The sequence below is a fragment of the Paractinoplanes ferrugineus genome, from assembly GCF_016862195.1.
GTDB lineage: Bacteria > Actinomycetota > Actinomycetes > Mycobacteriales > Micromonosporaceae > Actinoplanes > Actinoplanes ferrugineus.
Map to the genome: position 1 here is coordinate 140518 of NZ_BOMM01000009.1, position 16762 is coordinate 157279.

Below are 16762 nucleotides of genomic sequence, written 5' to 3' on the forward strand. Positions count from 1 at the left end.
GTTGTCGCCAATTGGTTCAGACCAGACTGGTGAAGATCAGGACGCTGCCGCCGGTCGGCACGAACGTCGCCGCGGCGACACCGTTCTGCGCCTTCGGGGTGAAGGTGACCGCCGCGACACCGTTGGTCGGCGGCGTGGTGATGGCCAGGTGACAGTAGGCAGTGGTGTCCGAGATGATCGCGCAGGTCGGGACCACGGTGCCGTCGGCGCCGTCGAAGTTCCAGTCCGCCGACGCGGTGCCGGTGAAGCCCTTGCCGGTGACCTTGACGTCTCCGGTGGCGCCGCTGACGTTCGCAGTTCCGGTGCAGGTCGGGAACGTGGTCGTCGGGGTGGCGATCCAGGTGCTCAGACTGGCCGAGCAGGACTGGACACCGGTGATCACGGCCGGGTACTTCAGGGAGTCGGAGTCCGCGGTGCCCACGATGCCGTCGTGCACCAGTACCAGCGAGATGAGGTTGCCGGACGGGCTGCCGGGCGGCACCGTCACGTTGACGTTGGTGGCGTCCTTGAAGCTGACCGTGGCCGGAGCCACCTGGGGCGAGTTGGCGGTGACGCCGTTGACGAAGTAGCCGGTGATCTTCTCCAGCGGGAAGGTCGTGGAGGTCAGCGCGGCGACGCCGGTCACCGGGACGGTGAGGACCCCGCCGCCGACCGGGTTCATGTTGATTCCGGTGGCGCTGATCGCGGCGGTGATCGGGCCGCGGTAGAAGACCTCGCTGGCGGTCGAGACGCTGACCCCGCTCGCGATGCCGGTGGCCATGGTGTTCACGACCTGGACCTTGACCGAGCCGGTGCCGGCCAGCGGGTTGCCGAGCGAGGCGCCGTCACCGACGGGGATCGTCGGTACGACCGCGTAGATCTGCGTGTCCGAGACCACGGTGTACCGCGTGGCGAGGGTGTAGCCGGTGGTCGCGGTCGCGTCCTTGCCCAGGAAGCGCACCTGGGAACAGCCGGAGCTGGCGTCCGGCCAGGCGACCGGCGCGATGCTGCACGGGGCAGCCGCCGCGTTGTCGGTCATGCCGGCGAAACCGGTGCCGGTGATCAGGATCGTGGTTCCCGGGCCGACCACCTTCGAGGTGGTGCCGGCGACCACGACGCCGGTGATCGCCGGCGGCGCCGCATAGGCCGGGCTGGCCACGGCCAGTCCGCCGGCGACCACCGCCGCCACGGTCAGGGCCTGGACTCCGCGACGCTTGAGCGCCCCAGGTTTGGTACTCATCAACAATCCTCCACATTGAGTTGCCGAGAATGAGGGAGGCTGAGATCTCTTCCGGCCGGTTGGGGGCGAGCGCCACCTTCAACTCGCCGTGCCGCCGTTCTCCGAACAGGCGCCCGCGGAACAGGTTTGCCCAGCTACCGGCGCAAGTCTTGCAGGGCAAACCATGATCATCAGCCAGTTCAGCGACATCCCCGGCAGGCACCCGCGATGTCTGACGAATACCCCGACCGGCTCCGGCTCGGCGGGACACCCCGGCCACAGTGGGCCGGCACCCGCCACGCCAGGGCACCGTAAGCACCCGGTGGGCAACGAAAACCGCCGCCGGGGAATGCCCGGCGGCGGTCGACGTGAAGCGAAGAACTCAGCGACTGGCCATGATCAGTCCGGCCGGGTCGGTGCACACCATCTCCAGCGCTTTCGCCATCAGCGAGGGGTCGAACGTCGACGCGTGGAAGGTGGCGTCGAGGTGCAGCACCCCGTTCATCTCGGAGGTGGCGAGCGCCACCCCGTCCGGCTCGCAGAGGGTCGGGACGCTGAAGTTGTGGCGCTCGGCCGGTTCGGCGGCCCAGGGCAGGTCGGCGAGCCCGTCGTGCCGGCCCTGGTTGCTGAACGTGTGCCGGGCACGCACGGTCTCGGCGATCTCGGTCGGGTACGGGTCGGGCATGCTCTTGGTGCCACCGACCACGATCTTCGTCTCCTCGAGCACCATCACCGAGAGGATCCGCGGAACCGCCAGTTCGGCCTTGAGCATCCGGTGGATGGTGGCCGGATCGGTCATGTCCTCGGGCGAGAGCCACATCCCCATGCAGAAGTCGCTGTCGATGTCGACGCCCTTGTCGAGGAAGCGCCGGGCGTCGGCGAGGAAGATGCCGCCGGACAGGTTCGGGTTGGCACCGAGGTCGCGCAGGGCGGCCGCGAATGCCGCGAACGTGATGGCGGACGTGGTCACTCCGGGTGCGTTCTCGTCTCGCCACTTACGCATCTGCACGAGTGCCTCGGCCGAGTGCGTGGTGCGCCAGGTGATGTCGTCCGACCAGGGCCGCTGAGGTTCCGGCGTGGGCCGCGGCGGGCGGGGCAGGTTGAGACCCTGCTTCCACCGGTCGGGCTTCCGGACGATCTCCTTGAACCAGGCCTTGAGCAGCGCACCCCGGTGTGGCAGGGACGGCCGGATGGACGCGGCCCGCCCCTCGGCGGCGGCCTTGACGAGCTCGTGGAGCAGCGCGTTGACCGGACCGGCGTCGCCGTACGAGTGCGAGATCTTGAGCGCCACGAAATCCGGGCCGACAAGCATCCGCACCGGGTGATGGGCGCGCGGCTCGCGCTGCAGGGCCGCGGTGGCGCCGACGATGTCGAGGCCGTCCGCGTCGGTCACGGCCTCTTCGACGTACCGGGCGAAAGCCGCCGCGTCGAGGTGGACCCATTGGGCGTTGGCCCGGTCGAGGCGGGACACCGCACGGTGGGTCGGGTCGGCCGCGTGCAGCCCGACCAGAGCGCTGCGCATCGACTCGACGGTGACACCACGCAACGGCCCGACCGAACGGATGTATTCGAACTGTAGCCACACGCGCTCGCGCGTGGTGAGACGCGTGGCGAGACTCGCGCTGGACAAGTAGAACCCTCCCCCACAACAAGGACCCTGCAGATGGTCGGCCGATGACACTACTCCCGCCATCGCCCTGGACGGCAGAGGTCGCGGACGAATGGTCGGCACACCAACCCGGACACCGATGACGTATCGTGCGGAGACGACCGCAATCAGTGACATACGGGGAGCTCATGATCCGCCGATGGCATCTAGTCGTGCTGACTCTGCTCGCGTTGTTCGCACTGGCCTGCGAGGGCGGAACGGCGCGTCCCGCGCCGACCGGCACGCCGACGAAATCCGGCTACCCCTCGTCGATGGCCGCGATCGGCGATTCCATCACCGCGGCACTGGGGAGCTGCGGCACCTATGTGGTGTGCAACCGCAACTCCTGGTCGACCGGTTCCGGAGACACCGTCGACAGCCATTATCGACGCATCCTCGCCAAGAATCCGAAGATCAAAGGTAATGCGCGCAACTTCGCCGAGGTGGGCGCCGAGGCCGACGCCCTCGACGGCCAGGCGGCGCGGGCGGTCAAGGCCAAATCGGCGTACGTGACGGTGCTGATCGGCGCGAACGACGCGTGCGCCAAGACGGTGGGCGGCATGACCTCGGTGGCCACCTTCCGTTCGCAGGTGGACAGCGCGCTGAACCGCCTCAAGAAGGGCCTGCCCAAGTCGCGGGTGCTGGTGACGAGCATTCCCGATCTCTACCGGCTGTGGGAGTTGGGCAAGTCGAGTCCCGAGGCCGTACGGGTGTGGACGCGCGCGACGATCTGCCCGTCGATGTTCGCCGACCCGGCCTCCACGGCCGATGCCGACGAGCAGCGGCGCCGCCAGGTCCGCGACCGCATCGACGACTACGACGACCAGCTGCAGCAGGCCTGCAAGGCATACGGGAAGCGGTGCCGCTGGGACAACGGCGCCGTGCACCGCGTGCGGTTCGGTCTCGACGAGGTCAGCTCGGTCGACTATTTCCACCCCAACGCCAAGGGCCAGAACGAGCTGGCCGACGCCACCTATCGTGCTTCCTGGTAGAACCGGAAAAGCACCCATACCGCAACGAACATCACATAGGGTCGTCAGGACTGAGACCTGCTGAGGTGAGGCGTCGGTATGTTCTCGATCAAACGAATTGGACTCTGGGGCCGCCGGCGGAAAGACTCCGACCAGGGCGCCGTGACCTCCGTGCTGGCGGCCCTGCTGGCCGGCGGGGTGGTGATGGGCCTCGGCGCGGTGGTCATCGACGTCGGCCAGCTCTATGTGGAGCGTGAGCAACTGCAGAGCGGCGCCGACGCGGCCTCGATGGCGGTCGCGCTGAGCTGCATCCGTGGCGACCTCTGCACGAGCGCGGCGCAGACCACCCTCGCCACCACCTTCGCCGGGCGCAATGCGGGCGGCGACCAGAAGGCCGGCACCCAGATCTGCATCAACAACACCGGCTGCCCGGCCACCTGGAACACGGCGATCACCTGCCCGCCGATGTTCACCCCACCGGCCGGTCAGTCGATCGGCAACTACGTCGAGGTCCGCACCAGCACACTCACCTCGACCGGCGGCACGCTTCTTCCGCCCACCTTCGCCGGCGCCCTCAGCGGCATCAACTACAAGGGCAAGCAGGTGGGCACGTGCGCGCGGGTCAACTGGGGGCCGCCGGTGGTGACCAAGGTGTTCGCGCTCGGCATCTCGCTGTGCGACTGGAAGCGGATGACCGGCAACAACACCAATTTCTACAGCCCGATCGGCTCATTGCTGTCCGGCCTCGGCCTCTACACCACGATCGGGCTCAACCCCCCGACCCCCGGCGCCGACAGCGCGATCGTCAAGTCGGGCTCGACCGTCCTGCTCGGCTCGGTCGCGCCCAGCTGCACGACACCGCTCAACACAACCGTGCCACGCGGTTACGGCTGGCTCATGTACCAGGACCTGAGCGCGCCGGACAGCAACTGCATGATGAACCTGGCGGTCGACGACCTGCCGCGCGCCTCGCTGCTCAGTTTCACCAGCCTGACCTGCATTCCCCTGCTGCAGGGCTACGCCGCGGCGGGCCGGCCGATCCTGGTGCCGATCTACGACAAGCTGATCCCGTCGGTCTCTCCGATCCTGTCGGTCGCCCCGCAGTACCACATCGTGGGGTTCGCGCCGTTCGTCCCGACCGGCTATTACACCCTGCTCGGCGGGCTGGTCAAAGGCTTGACCAGCATCCTCAGCGGCGGCCTGGCCCAGGGCATCAACGACGTCCTGTGCATCACGTCGGCCTGCATCACCGGCTACTTCACCAAGCTCCTCACCCCGGCCACCCGCCCGACCGGCTTCGGCACCGGCCAGAACTTCGGCGCGACGGTCATTGCGCGCACCGGCTGAAGTCCGTAACTTTCGGAATTCAAAATCCAAAGTCCGACCCGATTTGCGTACGCGGTGAGCACCGGAGCCTAGTTTCCGGTGCTCACAGCCGTTTCAGGTAATCGCGGTTACCGCTGAGTTTCCGCAACTTGTTGACACTTCGTCGCCCCCGGTTCAATACTGTCGCCATCGACTCAGCTCGATGAGGGTCAGCCCCGAGGCCCTCCTGGTGTCCAAACGCGCACTACGTCCCCGGACGACCACCGGGGCGTATCACGCTGCCCGTTCCCACGGAGGAAGCGCGCATGACCGAAAAATCCGTCCCCCTGACCGTCCAGCTCACCGACACCCGCACGTCGCCGTCCGTCTCGTGTGCGGCCGGGTGATCGGGATGCGACGCAAACTGATCACCACCCTGGTGGCCTCCGCGCTGACCGCGGCCGGAGCCATCGCCGGCCTCGCCGTGACCGGCACCGCCAACGCCGCCACCTGCAACGGCTACGTCGGGCTCACCTTCGACGACGGGCCGTCCGGGCAGACCCCGGCACTGCTCAACGCGCTCAAGCAGAACGGCCTGCGGGCGACGATGTTCAACGAGGGCCAGTACGCCGCGCAGTATCCGTCGAACGTCGCGGCCCAGGTCAACGCGGGCATGTGGGTGGGCAACCACAGCTACACCCACCCGCACCTGACCCAGCAGAGCCAGTCCCAGATCGACTCGGAGATATCGCGTACCCAATCGGCCATCGCCAATGCCGGCGGCGGAACGCCCAAGCTGTTCCGGCCGCCCTACGGCGAGACCAACGGGACTCTCCAGTCGGTCGAGGCGAAGTACGGCCTCAAAGAGATCATCTGGGACGTCGACTCGCAGGACTGGAACAACGCGAGCGTCGACGCGATCGTGGCGGCCAACGGCCGGCTCACCAACGGCCAGATCATCCTGATGCACGACTGGCCGGCGAACACCCTCGCCGCCATCCCGCGCATCGCGCAGACCCTGGCCAACAAGAACCTCTGCGCCGGCATGATCTCGCCGAGCACCGGCCGGGCGGTCGCCCCGGACGGCAACGGCAACGGAGGCGGAGGCGGCTCGACCACGCCGCCGCCGAGCAACGGCAACTGCACCGCCACCCTGTCGGCCGGCTCCTCCTGGAGCGACCGCTACAACCTCAACGTCGCGGTCTCCGGCTCCAACAACTGGACCGTGACGATGACCCTCCCCTCCCCCGCGAAGGTCCTCTCCACCTGGAACATCACCGCCAGTTACCCGAGCTCGCAGGTGCTCACCGCCAAGCCGAACGGCAGCGGCAACAACTGGGGCGTGACGATCCAGCACAACGGCAACTGGAACTGGCCCACAGTGTCCTGCTCGACCGCCTGACCAGCGTCGACCCTCAACCGCCGGCACGCGCTCGCGTGCCGGCGGTTCTTTGTTGCAACCTTTTTCGGGCCCGGCTACGACAAATCAGCGGACAGGTCCACGGGGGAGGAGCGGCATGCGGCCGGACACCGAGCGGGAGTACGTGGAGTACGTGAGCGGCAGGTTGCCCAGGTTGCACCGCCTCGCGTACATCCTCTGCTCCGACCAGCATCAGGCGGACGACATCGTCCAGGCCACCCTCACCTCCCTGTACGTGGACTGGAAGAAGGCGAGCGCCGCCGACAGCATCGACGCGTACGTGCATCGGATGCTGGTGCGCCGCTACCTCGACGAGAAGCGCCGCCGCTGGTCGAGGGTGTTGCTCGGCAACTTCGTGCCGGACCGCGCCGCCCCCGCGCCGCACGCCGTCGAGGAGCGGGATGCCCTGGTCACCGCGATGCGGGCGCTGCCGAAGGGGCAGCGGGCCGTGCTGGTGCTGCGCTATTTCGTGGACCTGTCGGTGGAGGAGACGGCCGACGCGCTCGGCTGCTCGACCGGAAATGTGAAGAGTCAGTCATCGCGCGGGCTGGCCTCGCTGCGAGGCGTTCTCGAGGCGGGTCCGCTTCGAGTTGCGAGGGGAACGGGACGGGCGTGAACGAGGAGCGAGAACTGCGGGACCGGCTCGAGGACCTCGAGGTCCCCCCGTCCCGGGTCGAGATGGACGAACTGCTCGACGCCGGCCGTCGACGCGAGGTCCGGCGCAAGGCCGGCCGGGCCGCGGCCGGTGCGGTGCTGGCCGTCGGGGTGCTGATGGGCGCGCCCACGGTGCTGGCCGGCGCGTTCGACAACGCGACACTGGACGTGGCCCCGTCAGCGTCCGCCTCGACCGAACTGACCCCGGACCTGACGCCGACCCATGCGGTTCCCGGCCGCGACACGCCGGTCGCCGCGATCACCTGCCGGGTGGCCGAACTGCCGGTGCCGAACGGCCTCCAGGACATCGAGGTCACCGCGGTCGATCCGACCGGCACCTACATCCTCGGCCACGCGTACGCCCACGGGGGTTACCAGCCGATCCTGTGGACCGGCGGCAAAGCCGAGGTGCTGGCCATCCCCGGCAAATCGGTCCAGCTCACCGACGTCAACGCGGCCGGCCAGGTGGTCGGCATGATCGAGATCGACAACGAGGACCACCCCTTCCGCTGGGCCGACGGCGCCTACCAGATGCTCGCCCTGCCGGCCGGCAACTGGCACGCCTACCCCCAGCCGGAGATCAACGCGAGCGGCGACGTCGTGCTGAACGTCGAGCCCCGCGGCAACAGCGGCGGCACGGACAGCTTCGCGATCATCTGGGCGAACGGGTCGACCAAAGCCAAGAAATTGCCGCTGCCCAAGGGCGGCAACGCCCACGATCTGAACGACGACGGCACCGTGATCGGCAGCATCTACAAGAACGGCTCCGCCGACGCCGGCTACGTCTGGGACCAGCAGGGCCGCGGCCACAAACTGAAGAACGAGGCCGGCCAGACCAACGCCGCCTACAAGACCCGAGGCGACTGGGTGACCGGCGGACTGTGGCCGGCGATGGAACCAGCACTGTGGAACACCCGCACCGGCCAACTCATCCACCTGCCCACACCCGCCGGCGCCGACCCACCACCGGCCCAGGACGGCGTCGGCCCCGGCATAGCAGTCAACTCCGCCGGCTGGGTCGTGGCCGGCCCCTACGTACTGCTGGCCGACGGCCCCCTCAAGCTGCCGGTCGCCAAGGGCCTCACCCCGATCGCCACCGCCGTCTCCGACACCGGCTTGGTCGTAGGCCGGGGCGACACGGCCGGCAACAAATCCGCAGGCCCCCTGACCTGGCAGTGCTCCACCTAGGACCGACCCACCGACCCACCGACCCACCGCCGCGTCCCGCCACCCGCCCACCCACCGGCCGGCTGTTCCCGGTCGTTGGGCGGGTCAGGGGTGACGCTGCAGCCGTCCGCAGAACAGAAGGCTCGGCCTGCGAGACGCATGAGCCCAATCCCGCCGGCCGGAAGGGCCCAGCCCGCAGGACGCGTGAGCCCAGCACGCAGAACGCGTGAGCCCAGCCCGCAAGCCGTGAGGGCTCAGCCCGCAGGACGCGTGAGCCCAGCCCGCCGGTCGTAAGGACCCGGTCCGCAGGACGCACATGAGCCTGGCCTGCAAGGCGGGATGGCTCACACCGCAGAACAGAACAGCTCGACCGCGATGTGCATGAGGCCGGCCCGCAGGACGTGACGGCTCGACCCGCAAGACGCATAAGCACGGTCCACGGGTCGAGAAAGGCCCGACCCACTGGACGCGTGAGGTCGACCTGCAAGCCGCAACGCCTCGACCCGCCGGCCGGAGAGCCGCCGGACCGAGAGCCGCCGGACCGAGAGCCGCCGGACGGGCGGACGGACGGGCGGACGGGCGGACGGGCGGACGGGCGGACGAACGAGTGTCAGGCGGCTGGGAGGTCGTGCCAGGGGCGGCGGCGGGCTGGTTCGGGGTGGAGTGGGGTGTCGGGGAAAGCCGGGAAATCGGGGGCGGCGGGGCGGGGGAGGTCGGTCGAGTCGGCGTCGGACGGTTGGGGCTGGACCCAGACCGGCTGGTGGTCGGGGGGCGCCCAGGACAGTGCGGGGGCGGTGTGGCCGGTCAGGGCCGGGCGCACGCGTTCGGGCGGCACCCAGATGGGCGGCTGGCCCCACCAGATGATCCGCTCGGAGTGCGGTCGGGCGGCGTGGGGTCGGGCGGGGTGCGATCCGGCGGGGTGTGGTCCGGCGGAGGCGGCGAAGGACGGGGCCAGGGCCGCGGCGCCGGCCGGAACTGCGGCGCCGACTGGGGCTGGGGCTGCGGCGCCGGCTGGGGCTGCGGCGCCGGCTGGGGCTGCGGCGCCGGCTGGGGCTGCGGCGCCGGCTGGGGCTGCGGGTTTGGCGGCGGGAGTGGGGGCGGCCGGGAGGGCGTGGCGGGTGGGGGCGGGGTCGAGGGCGGGCTTGCCTTCGGCTGCCAGCACGGTCGAGGCGGTGGCGGGGGCGGTGGCCAGGACGACGGCCATGACGACCACGATCAGGCCGGCGCCCATCGAGGCCATCTCCCAGCCGGGGCGCACGGTGTCGCCGAGGAAGGAGACGGCGACGGCGGAGGGGGCGATCACCTCGGCGATCCACAGTACGGCGGTGACCGGGCCGACCGAGCCGCGCTGCAACGCGTCGGCATAAAGAACCATGCCGGTGACGCCGAAGACGAGCAGGGCGCCGATCAGCGGGGACGTGACGACGGTGAGCAGGCCCGAGCCCCAGCTGTCGAAGGCACCCGCGGGGAAGGTCAGGGCGCGGCCGACGAGGGCGGCGCCGCCGAGGCAGAGACCGGCGAAGCCGGCCACCACTCCGGGTGGGGCGAACTTCGTGGCGGCCCAGCCGAGCAGCGCGATCGTGACCGCGGCACCGCAGAACGCCAGCCGCAGCATGCCGGAGGTCGCCACGGTCTCCTGCGGGCCGGCCGACATGGCCAGCACGGTCAGCGCGATCACCGAGACGGTGACGGCCACGATGTCGATGCCACGCAGTCGGGACTTGAGGATCACGCGGGCGGCTACCACCGTGACCGCGAGAGATCCGGCCAGCACCGACTCGACCAGGTAGACGGCCAGTTCACTGAGGGCGACCATCGAGCAGCCCCAGGCCAGGATGTCGAGGAAGGTGCCGAGAAGGTAGAGCGGGTGGCGGAGCGTCTTGGCCATGCCGGTGCTGCGCTGAGCGCCGACCGCCTGGAGGATCGAGGCGGCGGCGAACGCGAACGCCCCGAGGATGGTGAGGGCCAGAGCGATCCAGCCCATGGTGGTCACCGGAACCACCCACAGTGGTCCACTCGGCTCAGCTTCCCCGAGCTGATATGACGCTGCGTATATTGACCCGTCACACACCGATGGTATGTGGCGGTCATCGATAAGGCGAGGGTCTAAACAGGGGTTGTCACAAGTATCTGACCTGCGTAGGTCTCCGCCAGCACGGCGGCCACGTCAGCCGGCGCCAGCACGGCCGCACCGTCCACCGTGGTGGTTCCGAACTCCGGGGCCAGCCAGCTGCCGGCCTGCTCGCGTGAGCCGTCCCGGGCGAGGACCACCAGGCGGCATTCCTCCCCCGCCGGCACTCCGGAGATCGTCACGCGCACCCGCACCCAGCCGGCCGCCGGGGCGACCTCGGCGGTCATGCGCACTCCGGTCGCGGCGACGCTCGCACTGCCGACCCGGGCCGGTGCGGTGTCCGCGACCGGCGACGGGTCACCGGCGGTGCGGCGGCCGAGCAACAAGCCACCGCCGAGAGCCGCGATCAATACGAGGGCGGCCGCGGCGGCCAGGAGAGTCCGCTTCCGCCTCGTCTCGCGACGGTGCTCACCTCGTACCTCATCAATCGTCCGGCGGAGCAGAAGATCGCCGCCCGGCGGAGGTCCGTCCAGGAACGCCTCCGGCGGAAGCTCGCCCAGCGCCTGCTCCATCTCGCGGAGGTCATCGACCTCGCGCCGGCACGGCGCGCATCCGTCGAGATGAGCTCGCACCGAGTCCTGCTCGGAAAGATCAAGGACGCCGAGGACGTACGCTCCCAGCAGCGCCGTCTCGTGCTCGCTCACCCGGCCACCGCCTCCCGCAGGCGCCGGAGTGCCTGATAGCTGCGTTCCTTGACGGCACCGGCGGGCACGCCCAGCGACGCGGACGCCTCGGCGACGTCACGGCCCTGGAAGTAGAGGACGTGCAGCACCTCACGATGCTCGGGCGGCAGCGTCTCGACCGCTCCGAGCAGCTGCAGTGAACCGGTCGCCGGGCCGCCGGCGATCTCGCGGACCGTCGCGAACAGGCTCGCCCGGACCAGGCCACCGAGGATCTCCGGGTGCAGCCGGGCCCGCAGCAGCACCTCACGCACCACTTCCTCGCCGCGGGCGCGATCGCCGGTCAGCCGGCAGGCGTACGCCAGCAGCGCCGCCCCGTGCTCCGCGTAGATCCGCCGGACCAACGCCTCGTCGGCGGCACCGTCCCGCCGGCTCACTCCCCCACCCGCAGCACCGAGATCGTGCCGTCGTCGCCGTTCGACACATAGGCGAACCGGCCGTCGGGTGACATCCCGATCGTTCGCGGGCTCCTGCCGACCTTGACCGTCGCCGTGACCTTGCCGCTGCCCGAATCCAGCACCGAGATCGTGTTGTCCCCCTCGTTGACCGTGTAGCCGTGTTTGCCGTCGGCGGAGAACGCCACGCTCTGCGGCGCCTTGCCGACCGGGAACGGCCCGGTGCGCTTCAGCGTGACCGCGTCGATCAGGTTGACCGCGTCGGCCTCGTACCCGGCGACCAGCACCCGGCGGCCGTCCGGCGAGACCGCGATGCTGTGCGGCGCCCTGCTCACCGGGATGGACCCGATGAACTTGTCGGATCGCAGGTCGATCACCGCGACCGCGTTGGACTCGTGGTTGGCGGTGAACGCCCGCATCAGGTCACCGGAGAAGCCGATCGCGTGCGGGTTGCGCGGCACCGTGACGCTGCCGAGCTCCTTCTGGTCGCCGGCGGCGTAGACCTCGAGCCGGCCCTCGCTGTGGATCGGGACCCAGACCCGGCCGTCCGGGCCGACCGACAACGCGTACGGCATGAGGCCGCTCGTCAGGTAGCGGACCTCGCGGGTGGCGGCGTCGATCACGGCCACGCCGCTGCCGCTCAGCGCCGTGTCGTACATCGAGACGAACACCTTGGCCCCGTCGCGCGACACCGACACGAACCGTGGGGTGTTCCGCAGCGTCACTTCGCTCACCTTGCGGGTGGCGGTGTCGACGATGGACACCACCTTGGCCCCCTGGTCGGCCACGTAGACGGTGCCGCCGTCGGGGGCGACGGCCACCCCTTCGGGCTCGGCGCCGGCCTTGACCGTGGCCACCCACGACGGCTTGTCGAGGCTCGTGACCCGCCGCGCCAGCGCCTCTTTCGTGATCGTCGCACCGGGCGCCGGACCCGCGTTCTCGGCCGGCCCGGCGCTTTCCGGCGGCCCGGCAGTTTCGGCCGGGGCCGAGGCGGTGGGCAGCGGGCCGATCACCGCGGTGCGGCTGCTGTCGGCATCCGGCCCGACCAGCGCCCACGCGACACCTACCCCACCCAGCACGACGAGCGCGGTCAACCCGGCGATCAGCACCGCCCCACCGAAGCGGCGTCTCGGCGCCGCCGGCGGCAGCACCGTCACCCGCGACGGGCCGTAGGCGGCCGGGTTGGCGGTGGCGTTGACGGCGCGCAGCTGCGCCTCGACAGCGGCCCGGTCGACCGGCCCGCGCACCGTCACCGCGACCTGGCCGGTGACCCGCACCTCGGCCCACCCGGCCGGCCCGCGCACCGTCACCGAACCGTCCAGCCACTCGGTGCGAGGCTGCCACAGGACACGCAGCTGGCGGCCGGCGAGCATGGCACGCAAGCCCGCTCCGGAGACGGTGACGGTGGCACTCGCGAGGGCCAGCGGCGGCCCGTCTACCAGCACGTCGGCCACCACCCGCGGGGTGCCGGGCGCCAGCTGTCCGAAGTCGACCCGATCGGGCCGCACCCGGATCGCGGTGCGTTCGAGAACCGTGGCCGCGGCCACCGAAACGGCCCGGCTGTCGTCCTGGGTGAGGCGTTCGAGGGCGGCCCGCGCGGCCGCCGCCAGGCCGAGATCGTGACCGCCGGCGAGGCGGCCCAACTCGTCCACACCGGTCAGCCGGGTCTCCCGGATCGGGCTGTCGATCTCGGTGAGCACATGTGTCGGCAGGCTGATATCGGTCATGGCTCAGGTAGCCCGTGGGTTGGATAGTCCATGGCTCAGATAACTAAGAACTGTCATCACTCACCGTGTCCCCGCGATCATCATGCAGTGACATTGAGGATCAGCGTAACCCGCCGCGCAAGACCGGCATCAATCGAAGCGTGGCGGTAAGCCGCCGCCGGCCGGGTGTCGGCCGGTCGCTGATCCCGCTAAGCCCCGGCGACGACGGTCGCGCGTAGGCGTTCGACAGCATCGGCGCGAGCGCCGGAAAGCGCCGGCTGAGCGAACGCCGTGGCCGGACGCACCGGGGCCGGTCGGGGCAGGTCGGCCACGGCGGCGCGAATGTTCTCCAGCAAGGCGGGACCCCACGCGCCACCGAGAACGATCAAGCCCGGGTCGGCGAGGGTGACCGCCGCCGCGACGACCCCGGCGACCGCCCGGCCGATCACCTGCCGGGTGGACTCGTCCGCGGCGAGCAGGCGCTCGACGTCGATCGCGGTGGAGCCCTCCTGACGCAGCCCGAGCTGAGCGAAGACCTCGACGAACGGGACGGCACGCCGGTCCGGCCCGACCGTGAGCAGGTGGGCGATCTCCCCGGCCAGCCCGGCGCTGCCCCGCCGCACCTCGCCGGCGCCGACGATCGCGCAACCGAGCCCGCGCCCGAGGAACAGGTAGGCGAACTCGTCGCCCGCGTTCTCCCGCTCCGCGCGCGCCGCCCAGTTGACATCGTTGTCGACCACCACCGGCCCGCCGACGTACGCGCCGACGATCGCCATCGGGTCGAGATCCCCGACCAGGAAGGGCGAGTCGGGCAGGTGGACGAGCCGCCCAGTGCCCCGATCGACCGGATCAGCCGCACTCACCACCGCCAGCCGCGGTCGCCCACCCCGCCCCGCCGGCCCGACCGGCCCGGCTACTTCGGCCGGCCGAGCTGCTTCGGTCGGCCCGGCCGCTTCGGTGACGACGTCGCGCAGCGTGGACGCGACCTGGTCCGGGCGCACCGGGCGCTCGGCTCGGCGGACGGTGTCGCCGTAGGCGTCGACCACCTCGGCCACCACGCCCTCGGGCGCGATGCTCACCGCCAGGGCGGTGCCGACGGACGGGGCCAGCGAATAGTACGAGCCGACGCGCCCCCGGCCCCGGCCGCCCGGGGTGCGTTCGCCGGTGTCGGCCAGCAGGCCGCGCTCGGTGAGCCGGCGGACGCTCTCACCGGCCGTGGGTTTCGAGATGCCGACCTCGGCGGCCAGCTCGGCCCGGGTCAGGCGACGGTGCCGCATCAGGGCATGGAGCACGTGCTCGTCGGTCCGGGAGCGGAGAAGGTCCAGCGCGGGCTTGGCCACATGCCAATTCTAGTAAGGGCTCTTGCCTGGAAAGCGGGTGGGACCTACTGTCAGTTTCAAGTAAGGAGAGCTGACTAGAAGGAGTAGCCGTGGCCCTGCCGCACTGGGAAGCGACCCCCGACGACCTCCTGGGCGCCACCCGCCAGATCAAGGCCGCCCTGCGGGACCGCATCGCCGCCTCCGGTCGCACCGTCGAGCAGGTGTTCGCCGTCGTCGAGCGCCGGGTGCAGGCCGCCGTCGACGAGATCACCGCCGCGCGGCGGGCCGGTGAGAGCATCTGGCCGGAGCTCGACTACGCCGACCTCGCGGCCGGCCGCGTCCCCGCCGGGGAGCTGGCCAAGCTGCGCAAACGGGGCTGCCTCGTGGTGCGCGGTCACTTCGAGCGCGAGCAGGCCCGGCAATGGGATGCCGACATCGTCGACTACGTGGAGAGCAATCACTTCTTCGAGAACTACCGCGGCCCCGGCGACGACTTCTTCGGCAGTGTCGGGTCGAAGCCGGAGATCTACCCGATCTACTGGTCGCCCGCACAGATGCAGGCACGGCAGAGCGACCGGATGGCCACCGTGCAGGCATTTCTCAACCGGCAGTGGAAGTTCGAATCGCACGGCACGCGGTGGTTCGATCCTGATCGCGACTCGCTCTATCCCGACCGGATCCGGCGGCGGCCCGCGGGCGCCGACTCCGCCGGGCTCGGCACCCACCTCGATCCCGGCACGCTCGACCTGTGGATGACCCGGGCCTATCAGCGGGCGTTCCGGCACCTGTTCGACGGCGACGTCGAGGCGTACGACCCGTGGGACGCCGCCCACCGCACGTCCGGCCCGCAATATCCGGGCACCACGATGTGCTCGGCGTTCCGCACGTTCCAGGGCTGGACCGCGCTCTCCGACATGGACCATGACCAGGGCGTGCTGCACACGGTGCCGATCCCGGAAGCGATGGCCTACCTGATGCTGCGGCCGCTGCTGCCCGACGTCCCCGACGACGACATGTGCGGGGTCACCGTCAACCAGGTCTTCCCGGCCGGGCACAAATGGCATTCCCCGCTGCTGGAGGCGCTCTCCGGCATTCCCGACGTGCGGGCCGGCGACTCGGTCTGGTGGCACTGCGACATGATCCACAGCGTCGCGCCGGTCGAGGCCCAGAAGGGCTGGGGCAACGTGATGTACATCCCGGCCGCGCCGTGGTGCCCGCGCAACGAGCAATATGCGTCGTCGGTGCGCGACGCCTTCGCCAAGGGTGAGAGCCCGTCCGACTTCCCGGCCGAGCATTACGAGCGCGAATGGCCCAACCGGTTCCGGACGAGCGACCTCAATCCGATCGGCCGCCGGGGTCTCGGCCTCGACTGATCCGTGCCGCCACCCCGTCGAGCAGGCACGACAGGCCGAATTCGAAGGCTCGGGCCGGATCGCCCGCGGCGTTGTACTCCTCGCCGGCGGCGGCTCCGACCCGGGTCGCGGTCGGCGTGGCGGCCGGGTCGAGCACCCGCTCCAGCACCGGTCCGGCCTGCTCCCACCACTGCTCGTCGGTGAGGCCGGTGCGCTGGGCCACCAGGGTGGCCGAGACGGCGGTACGCGCGGCGCCGTGCACATAGTCGCCGACCAGCTGGACGACCAGGTCCATCTCGAGGTCGGTCAGCCCGATGCCGTCGATGGCGCGCAGCTCGTGGTCGTATTTGGCGATCAGATGCGGGCCGAGCGGCGGCCGGCTCGTCGCGACCTGCAACAGCCAGGGGTGGCGTAGGTAGAGATTCCAGTTCTCCCGGGCCACCCGCTCCACCCGGCCGCGCCATCCGGTGACGCCGTCGAAGGTCAACGGCACCTCACCGAGCACGGTGTCGAGCATCAGGTCGATCAGCTCACCCTTGCCGGGCACGTACGTGTAGAGCGACATCGCGCTGACCCCGACCCGGTCGGCGACCTTGCGCATGGACAGTGCGGGCAGCCCGTCGGCGTCGGCCAGGGCGATGGCCGCCGCGGCGATCTCGGCGACGGTGAACCGGGGCTTCGGGCCGGGACGACGGCCGGGCTCGAGGCCCCAGAGCAGCTCGATGCTGCGGCGCGGGTCGCCGCCACCGGTGAAGTCGGTAGTCACACGAACACCTTACGGCGTACGGAGTGTGGTTATACTGGCGGCGCCACCAA

At 70.5% G+C, this 16762-nt stretch carries 14 protein-coding genes; 6 read left to right on the forward strand and 8 right to left on the reverse strand.

What is annotated here, in order from left to right; genetic code table 11:
- Positions 1-16 precede the first annotated feature (16 nt).
- Positions 17-1219 (reverse strand): IPT/TIG domain-containing protein, encoded by a 1203-nt coding sequence (locus tag Afe05nite_RS07155; protein WP_203816169.1) that lies wholly within the window; start codon positions 1217-1219, stop codon positions 17-19.
- A gap of 361 nt (positions 1220-1580) precedes the next feature.
- On the reverse strand, positions 1581-2720 hold the full coding sequence (locus Afe05nite_RS07160; protein ID WP_203816170.1) for a hypothetical protein: 1140 nt from the start codon (positions 2718-2720) through the stop codon (positions 1581-1583).
- A 275-nt stretch (positions 2721-2995) separates the two neighbouring features.
- Between Afe05nite_RS07160 and Afe05nite_RS07165 the strand changes: the two genes are divergently transcribed.
- The 5 genes from Afe05nite_RS07165 to Afe05nite_RS07185 all read left to right on the forward strand — a co-directional run bounded on the left by Afe05nite_RS07165 (position 2996) and on the right by Afe05nite_RS07185 (position 8384).
- Entirely contained in the window at positions 2996-3838 is an 843-nt protein-coding gene (locus Afe05nite_RS07165) for an SGNH/GDSL hydrolase family protein (RefSeq protein WP_203816171.1), read from the forward strand.
- A gap of 141 nt (positions 3839-3979) precedes the next feature.
- Entirely contained in the window at positions 3980-5164 is a 1185-nt protein-coding gene (locus tag Afe05nite_RS07170) for a Tad domain-containing protein (protein WP_203816172.1), read from the forward strand.
- A 370-nt stretch (positions 5165-5534) separates the two neighbouring features.
- Positions 5535-6524 carry a polysaccharide deacetylase family protein gene (locus Afe05nite_RS07175; protein ID WP_203816173.1) on the forward strand — a complete coding sequence of 330 codons (990 nt, stop codon included), beginning with the start codon at positions 5535-5537 and terminating at the stop codon, positions 6522-6524.
- A 115-nt stretch (positions 6525-6639) separates the two neighbouring features.
- Positions 6640-7158, forward strand: coding sequence for a SigE family RNA polymerase sigma factor (locus Afe05nite_RS07180; protein WP_203816174.1), 519 nt, complete (start codon positions 6640-6642; stop codon positions 7156-7158).
- Positions 7155-8384, forward strand: a complete 1230-nt coding sequence (locus Afe05nite_RS07185; RefSeq protein WP_203816175.1) for a hypothetical protein — start codon at positions 7155-7157, stop codon at positions 8382-8384. The genes Afe05nite_RS07180 and Afe05nite_RS07185 overlap by 4 nt, the downstream gene beginning before the upstream one ends.
- A gap of 589 nt (positions 8385-8973) precedes the next feature.
- Here the strand turns inward: Afe05nite_RS07185 and Afe05nite_RS44485 are convergent.
- The 5 genes from Afe05nite_RS44485 to Afe05nite_RS07210 form a co-directional block, all read right to left on the reverse strand.
- Complete coding sequence (locus Afe05nite_RS44485) at positions 8974-10347, reverse strand: DMT family protein (RefSeq protein WP_275407452.1); 1374 nt, start codon at positions 10345-10347, stop codon at positions 8974-8976.
- 122 nt (positions 10348-10469) lie between these two features.
- Positions 10470-11138 carry an anti-sigma factor family protein gene (locus tag Afe05nite_RS07195; protein ID WP_203816177.1) on the reverse strand — a complete coding sequence of 223 codons (669 nt, stop codon included), beginning with the start codon at positions 11136-11138 and terminating at the stop codon, positions 10470-10472.
- Complete coding sequence (locus Afe05nite_RS07200) at positions 11135-11551, reverse strand: sigma factor-like helix-turn-helix DNA-binding protein (protein WP_438867725.1); 417 nt, start codon at positions 11549-11551, stop codon at positions 11135-11137. The genes Afe05nite_RS07195 and Afe05nite_RS07200 overlap by 4 nt, the downstream gene beginning before the upstream one ends.
- Positions 11548-13296, reverse strand: a complete 1749-nt coding sequence (locus Afe05nite_RS07205; RefSeq protein WP_203816178.1) for a YncE family protein — start codon at positions 13294-13296, stop codon at positions 11548-11550. The genes Afe05nite_RS07200 and Afe05nite_RS07205 overlap by 4 nt, the downstream gene beginning before the upstream one ends.
- Positions 13297-13484: 188 nt before the next feature.
- Positions 13485-14615 (reverse strand): ROK family transcriptional regulator, encoded by a 1131-nt coding sequence (locus tag Afe05nite_RS07210; protein WP_239117618.1) that lies wholly within the window; start codon positions 14613-14615, stop codon positions 13485-13487.
- 89 nt (positions 14616-14704) lie between these two features.
- Between Afe05nite_RS07210 and Afe05nite_RS07215 the strand changes: the two genes are divergently transcribed.
- Entirely contained in the window at positions 14705-15967 is a 1263-nt protein-coding gene (locus tag Afe05nite_RS07215; protein ID WP_203816179.1) for a DUF1479 domain-containing protein, read from the forward strand.
- Here the strand turns inward: Afe05nite_RS07215 and Afe05nite_RS07220 are convergent.
- Entirely contained in the window at positions 15930-16712 is a 783-nt protein-coding gene (locus Afe05nite_RS07220) for a TetR/AcrR family transcriptional regulator (RefSeq protein WP_203816180.1), read from the reverse strand. The two genes, Afe05nite_RS07215 and Afe05nite_RS07220, sit on opposite strands and share 38 nt — an antisense overlap.
- Positions 16713-16762 lie beyond the last annotated feature (50 nt).

Coding starts and splice junctions, on each gene's coding strand:
- Afe05nite_RS07175 (WP_203816173.1), top strand. CDS start 5,535: ATGCGACGCAAACTGATCACCACCCTGGTGGCCTCCGCGCTGACCGCG.
- Afe05nite_RS07205 (WP_203816178.1), bottom strand. CDS start 13,296: ATGACCGATATCAGCCTGCCGACACATGTGCTCACCGAGATCGACAGC.
- Afe05nite_RS07165 (WP_203816171.1), top strand. CDS start 2,996: ATGATCCGCCGATGGCATCTAGTCGTGCTGACTCTGCTCGCGTTGTTC.
- Afe05nite_RS44485 (WP_275407452.1), bottom strand. CDS start 10,347: ATGGGCTGGATCGCTCTGGCCCTCACCATCCTCGGGGCGTTCGCGTTC.
- Afe05nite_RS07160 (WP_203816170.1), bottom strand. CDS start 2,720: ATGCGCAGCGCTCTGGTCGGGCTGCACGCGGCCGACCCGACCCACCGT.
- Afe05nite_RS07155 (WP_203816169.1), bottom strand. CDS start 1,219: ATGAGTACCAAACCTGGGGCGCTCAAGCGTCGCGGAGTCCAGGCCCTG.
- Afe05nite_RS07180 (WP_203816174.1), top strand. CDS start 6,640: ATGCGGCCGGACACCGAGCGGGAGTACGTGGAGTACGTGAGCGGCAGG.